Source organism: Roseobacter weihaiensis (assembly GCF_020622345.1).
Taxonomy (GTDB): domain Bacteria; phylum Pseudomonadota; class Alphaproteobacteria; order Rhodobacterales; family Rhodobacteraceae; genus Roseobacter; species Roseobacter weihaiensis.
In genome coordinates, this window is sequence record NZ_JACNMO010000064.1 from 1 (window position 1) to 2823 (window position 2823).

The window sequence follows — 2823 nt, forward strand, 5'->3', positions numbered from 1 at the left end:
TTGCTGACCTCGAAGATCCGCCTGATCTTCGGCATCAATTCTCTGTCCTGTTCTGCACGGGTGCTCTCCGGACGTGTGCGCCAAGCGTAGTATCCGCTGGCTGAAATGCCCAGCAGCCTGCACATCACGCGCACTGGATAATGATCGCGCCGCAGATTGATACAGGCGCACTTCACTTCGACAGCCTGGCGAAGTACGCCGCCGCTTCCTTTAGGAAATCACGCTCCTTCTTCACCTGGGCCAGCTCGCGCTTCAGCGCAGCCATCTCTTCATGGTCTGATGTCGCTCAATCATGCCCAGTTCGAGGCGCTGTTCTCGGGTCTGGATTGGCGCAAGGTGAGGGCCTTGACGGTACGTCCGCCGACTGCGGCAGAGTGAATCAGGCCGCTAATTGCGCGGGCGTCTGATGCCTGAATTTGATAGCCACCCTCATGATTGCGACGGCTGATCTTCCTGATGACATTGATGCCCTAGGGTGTTCTACAATCGAAAACGTCGCCATGGATATCTTGGCAACGTAAGCCCGGCTGACTTCGAAGAGCGGTCAACCGGATCAATTGAAACTGTCCACTGAAACGGGGCAAGACGAGGAAGTGCACAAATTTGTGCGTCCGTCTTGGCGCGTAGCGCCAATATAGGCCTTAGTTGCTTATCTCAGAAGACCCTAAAATAGGGGCCAGATGCACCGCTTACCTTGCGTTTGGCCCGCTTGATGTCTTTGACGGTCTTCTCGCCAGGGCTCTTCGTTGTCTTTCTCATCGTCCACTCCTCAGTGGTGACGATGAGCCAGAAACACTCCCTTATCAAATCACCCTAAATGGCCCCATTGGCGCTGACGTCAGACATACGATACCAAGAGAGATCATTGTATGTATTTACGGCTTGATATATGTGTATCCCTGCATCTGAAGGTGGGAAAGTTCAGCAACTCCGCTTGGGATGATATCTACTTCAGCAACATCGAATAAATCATCTTCGTAAGAGATATTTTTGCTGTTTAATGTGTTATTGCAAACATGCATGTCTACATTCTGATGTTTTAGGGACAGCACTTGTTCCTGCAGCTCCTCGCTTGACTGAGCAGATGCTAGCAAGCCCACACCATAGCTGTGCAAGACAACCTTCACGTTTATATTTTCCGCACCCACGGCATTTATGTGGTTTTGAATGTTCTTCAAAGCGCCCTTATACCGTTGATCGCCATCACCACCGTCATAGTTTATATGGTACACTACGTTTTGAATGCCATAGCGATCATTCCCCTGAGCGGAACCAGATTGGGTCGAAACGGTCATGAGCGCCAGAGCCACAAGAACAGATGAAATCCGATTCATAACTTTTTCCCAATAGGTGTTTGTTGACTGGCGTCTTTGACGACGAATGAGGCTTTCTACGTATGCTTACCTTTGTCAAAGTATGAAGGTTGAGGACACGACTTCAATCATCAATGATAAAGGCCAATCGGTCAGGCGACATTTCGCCCGAAGGCTATCAAGACCATGCTGGATGAATCCCGGGCGCCAAGGGCGGCAAATCAGTCCAACTCGGTTTCCGAGAACCAGATCAATCAGGTCTGTGACAGGAGGCTACGCCGGTGCATCATATGCGCCTGTAAGCCCAAGCGCCGAGGCAAAGATGTCTGTACCATTTACAAGGGCGTTGGGTAGAACCGAACGGTTTCGCCAATGGCTGTCCGAAGCCCTTATCGCTTTCAGGAAGTCACCGGGCACGTATTTGAAGCGATCGTGGACAATGCGATCGTCTTCGAGCTTGAGGTAGCTCATCCTTTTCGGGCGTCGTCCTAACCGTCACCCGAACCGGGAACTCACGGTCTATGATATCATAGCGGTGTGGCTGTCGGCTCCCCATGAAGTGAGAACATTTCAGAAACATCAGAGTGTTGCAATACGCGTTTCGCGAGAATTGCTCAGGCCTTGCGACTGAGCAATCACGTCATTGTAAAAAGGTGCGAGCCGCCAATGCGTGTGAGAAAGCCGGACGTACGCCGTTCGTTCCGACTATGACCAAATGCGCTCCGGCGGATCAAACTGCCTTGTAGACACGTCCTTCAGTCGTCAGCTGACCTGACTTCTTGAGAGCGGCGAGCGCATTGGCAATGGCCTGTTGTGCGGATTTATCGGTTGCACTCATAGCCGCAAAGATCTCCTTGCGAACCAGACCATTCTCGGATGCAGTAACGACGTTCATGACCTCATCGCGTATACCAGGGCGGCGCTTTCGTGTTGCTTTTGCCTTGGGTGCGGCGCGCTTCGCCTTGGGTTTCGGACCTTCAGCCAGATGACACTCGAACCCAAGTGCCTTTAGATCGGCGAGCGCCTTATTCGCCGCACTCATTGCTTCAGCCTTGGCCTTACCAAGTAGTTTTTGCTTTTGGGCTTCGAGCTTTTTGATTTCGTCAATCACAGACATGGCTTCACCTTTCTATTCAATCATCTGTTGCTGTAAGAGCGTATGCCTAGTAATGCAACATGTGCTCATCTTTTGCGCGAGGCCTTACCGATGACTATCCTTTTGATTGGGCTTGAGCGATCTCGGTTTTTTCTCATCGGCCCGAGCTGCTGGCGGTTTTGTGGACGGCAACTTAAGCTTTCATTGCTTTCTCCTCGTACTGCATAGGGCTTAAATATCCGATGGTCGAGTGACGACGTGTCGGATTGTAGAACCGCTCGATGTAGTGTCTGACGTCAGCGCTTATGGGGCCATTTAGGGTGATTTGCTAAGGGAGTGTTTCTGGCTCATCGTCACCACTGAGGAGTGGACGATGAGAAAGACAACGAAGAGCCCTGGCGAGCAGATCGTCAA

At 51.5% G+C, this 2823-nt stretch carries 3 protein-coding genes and 1 pseudogene; all 4 read right to left on the reverse strand.

Translation table 11 applies throughout. The annotated features are described in order from the left end of the window. Positions 1-875: 875 nt before the first annotated feature. Positions 876-1334: a DsrE family protein gene (locus tag H7847_RS26455; RefSeq protein WP_227272689.1), complete on the reverse strand. Its 459-nt coding sequence runs from the start codon at positions 1332-1334 to the stop codon at positions 876-878. A gap of 252 nt (positions 1335-1586) precedes the next feature. Continuing rightward, positions 1587-1784: a hypothetical protein gene (locus tag H7847_RS26460; protein ID WP_227272691.1), complete on the reverse strand. Its 198-nt coding sequence runs from the start codon at positions 1782-1784 to the stop codon at positions 1587-1589. A 259-nt stretch (positions 1785-2043) separates the two neighbouring features. Continuing rightward, positions 2044-2430: a hypothetical protein gene (locus tag H7847_RS26465; protein WP_227272693.1), complete on the reverse strand. Its 387-nt coding sequence runs from the start codon at positions 2428-2430 to the stop codon at positions 2044-2046. A 172-nt stretch (positions 2431-2602) separates the two neighbouring features. Beyond that, a pseudogene (locus H7847_RS26470) lies at positions 2603-2710 on the reverse strand (IS3 family transposase); the annotation flags it as partial. Positions 2711-2823 lie beyond the last annotated feature (113 nt).